Origin of the sequence: Sulfurovum sp., assembly GCF_041562805.1 — a bacterium.
Taxonomy (GTDB): domain Bacteria; phylum Campylobacterota; class Campylobacteria; order Campylobacterales; family Sulfurovaceae; genus Sulfurovum.
The window spans coordinates 1-2,802 of sequence record NZ_JBFFOH010000240.1 but is presented as its reverse complement, the minus strand read 5'-3'; the positions used below and the strand labels follow the sequence as shown (position 1 = coordinate 2,802).

At 37.2% G+C, this 2,802-nt stretch carries 3 protein-coding genes and 1 pseudogene; 3 read left to right on the top strand and 1 reads right to left on the bottom strand.

Annotated elements, in window-relative coordinates; genetic code table 11:
• The first annotated feature begins 357 nt into the window (after nucleotides 1-357).
• The 3 genes from ABYK33_RS15240 to ABYK33_RS15230 are packed head-to-tail and all read left to right on the top strand — an operon-like array spanning nucleotide 358 to nucleotide 2,602.
• Nucleotides 358-1,041 carry a penicillin-insensitive murein endopeptidase gene (locus tag ABYK33_RS15240; RefSeq protein WP_373034170.1) on the top strand — a complete coding sequence of 228 codons (684 nt, stop codon included), beginning with the start codon at nucleotides 358-360 and terminating at the stop codon, nucleotides 1,039-1,041.
• A gap of 4 nt (nucleotides 1,042-1,045) precedes the next feature.
• Nucleotides 1,046-1,537 (top strand): hypothetical protein, encoded by a 492-nt coding sequence (locus ABYK33_RS15235; protein ID WP_373034169.1) that lies wholly within the window; start codon nucleotides 1,046-1,048, stop codon nucleotides 1,535-1,537.
• 51 nt (nucleotides 1,538-1,588) lie between these two features.
• On the top strand, nucleotides 1,589-2,602 hold the full coding sequence (locus ABYK33_RS15230; RefSeq protein WP_373034168.1) for a tetratricopeptide repeat protein: 1,014 nt from the start codon (nucleotides 1,589-1,591) through the stop codon (nucleotides 2,600-2,602).
• Nucleotides 2,603-2,667: 65 nt separating this feature from the next.
• Here ABYK33_RS15230 and ABYK33_RS15225 read toward each other — a convergent pair.
• Nucleotides 2,668-2,802 (bottom strand): annotated as a pseudogene (locus ABYK33_RS15225) (3-dehydroquinate dehydratase); the annotation flags it as partial.

Below are 2,802 nucleotides of genomic sequence, written 5' to 3'. Positions count from 1 at the left end.
TAAAGGTTCATTTTATGATCAAATGTTATAGTGTATCCTCGTTCCCATCGCTTTTGCGTGGGAGGGCAGACCAAAATCAGAACAACCAATCAACTCCATTCCACCGTCAGGTAACCAAAGCACCAAACAACTACCTCTAAAGCCCCGCTACGATACAATAAATCATCAACGCGTGAAGTGTTGCTGATCTTCTTTTTTATTGATAGCGCTAGCTTAATCAAGGTCTTTGGGGGAGTTAAGCAGTGGGTTGACACCAGACCATAAATTTAAATTTTTCAGGTCAATAAGATTAAATTAGGGTTAAAGCTTTACGAGCGAAAATCGGAAAAACTAATCCATGACAAAGTATGAAAACAGATGAACACAATTGTGAAATACACTTTAGTTGCCTTGCTTCTTTTTCCAATGTATCTTTTGGCTGAAACAAGTACCTGTTACGGCACAACATCAAAAGGTCGTTTAGAAAACGGTGTTCAGTTGCCAGCGGAAGGGAACAATTATGTGGGCTACAGCTCTGTAGCCCGTTTAGCCGGAAGAACCTACGTGCACTCGGCAGTCAAACAGGTCATAGTAGGCGCCTATAAAGGTCTGGAAGAAGAACAGCCCGGTAAAGTCTACAAGTATGCAGAAACAGGGTTTAAAGATGGTGGCACATTCAAACCGCATAAGACACACAACAATGGATTATCAGTCGATTTTATGACGCCGGTAATGAATGCTGAGGGAGAGTCCGTACATCTGTCTACACACCCTTTTAACAAGTTTGGCTACAACATCGAGTTCGACAAAAACGGTAAATATGAAGATCTCTCTATTGACTATGAAGCACTAGCTGCACACATCTATATGCTGCACAAAGAGGCGAAAGCGCTAGGTTACGACCTTTGGCGTGTTATTTTTGATCCTAAGTTACAGGCAGGCCTTTTTAAAACCAAATATGGCCCTTATTTAAAGAAGAATATACAATTTTCTAAAAAACGCTCATGGGTCCGGCATGATGAACATTATCATGTTGACTTTATAGTCCCGTGTAAAAGGTAGGAGTATGGTTCAAGGCTATAAAATAAAGTATCTTCTTATTTTTATACTATTGATCTTTAGTCAAATAATGATGGCGGAGGAGTGCATCTTCGATAAGACAGACCGAGTCAATGAAAACATTAAACTGCTAAAAAGATATCCCGGCAGTTATATGACAAATGAAAACCTTGTTGTGCAAGTACCGGTAGCAGATGGTGAAGTCAGTATAAACATTGGCGGTTGTGTACATTTTGGCATAATGATAGAACTAAAAATTAAAGACGGGAAACACACAAGCGAAGATGAGTTTATGAATAAAATTCTTTGGTTGGCTCAAGCCTATTCACAAGGAATGATCGATCAAAAACGGTTAGAGAAAGTGATCAAAGAGAGAATTTGGACAAAGCCTACAGAGACTGAAAAGTTCTATTTTTTTAATTATGACGGTTCGCCATTTGAAGTCTATGAGAGAAGAGATGATCAGCATACAGTTGTTGGTTTTATGACGTATGACTAACAAGGCATTTGTCTAGACCTGTTGCACCATTAAAATAATAAAAGGTTAAAAATGAAACAATTATATATAGCGTTAATTGTACTGTTGCTGTCCACCCAGGTGACGGCGCAGCCTAGTATTGAAGAGCTTGTCAAACAAGGAATTCAATATCACGATAATGGGAACTATGATAAAGCCATCGAAATATATAAAAGAGCACTTGAGACAAACCCTGATTCAGCACTTGTAAACTATGAACTTTCTCTAAGTTATTTCACAAAAGGTGATTATAAAAAAGCTATCAAATATTCAGACATCATACTTACTGCAAAGTCGGACTATATGCTACAGGCATACTTGACTAAGGGGTCAGCACTAGACGCTATGGGTAAGACGGGTGAGTCTATTAAACTCTTTGAAAATGCCATTCAACAAGTTGGCGGACATTATCTGCTTTATTACAACTTAGCTCTGAACTATTACAAAGTAGATGATTTAGAGAACGCCGAAGCAAATCTAATAAGTGCAATAGAACAAAACTCAAATCATTCTAGCAGTCATTTGTTGTTGGCAAATTTACATAATCAAAAAGGAGACACTGTTCAAACTTTGTTGGCAACATATTACTTCCTTTTTTTAGAGCCTAATTCTACAAGATCATTAGAAGCTTATGAAATGCTACAAGCAAATTTCAGAGGGAGTGTCTCCAGAGATGAAAATGATCCTAATGGTATAAATATCACTCTTGTGCCAAATAAAGATAGTCAATTTGGAGCTGCTGAATTAGCGGTTTCAGTGATAGAAGCTTCTAACGCATTAGAAAAAAATGAAGGGAAAACTAATGATGTGCTGTTCATTGAAAACACTGAATCTTTCTTCGAAATCCTGGGTGAGCTAAAAAAAGAAACAAACAAAAATATATGGTGGAGTTTTTATACACCATTTTTTTATGATTTAGCAAAAAGTGAACATATAGAGACATATTGCAGATATGTTAGTCAAAGCGGAAATGCGAATTCATCAAAATGGTTAACTGAGAATAAAAGTAAATTGACTAGTTTTGGCAGTTGGTTGAAAGGTAAATAAATAGTATGAAGCAATAGGTTGTCATCAGACCCTAAATTTTAGCGTAGCAATATCCAAGGTGCCCTTTAGTATAAAAACCCAAATAACCAGAGCGGGATCTTGTTACCAAATCCTATTTCAATGTCATCGGAGGCTATAAAGCTATTTTCAACATCTTTGATCTGTTTAAACGACTTGTCCTTACCCCCTATTTCAAATAT

Coding starts and splice junctions, on each gene's coding strand:
- ABYK33_RS15240 (WP_373034170.1), top strand. CDS start 358: ATGAACACAATTGTGAAATACACTTTAGTTGCCTTGCTTCTTTTTCCA.
- ABYK33_RS15230 (WP_373034168.1), top strand. CDS start 1,589: ATGAAACAATTATATATAGCGTTAATTGTACTGTTGCTGTCCACCCAG.
- ABYK33_RS15235 (WP_373034169.1), top strand. CDS start 1,046: ATGGTTCAAGGCTATAAAATAAAGTATCTTCTTATTTTTATACTATTG.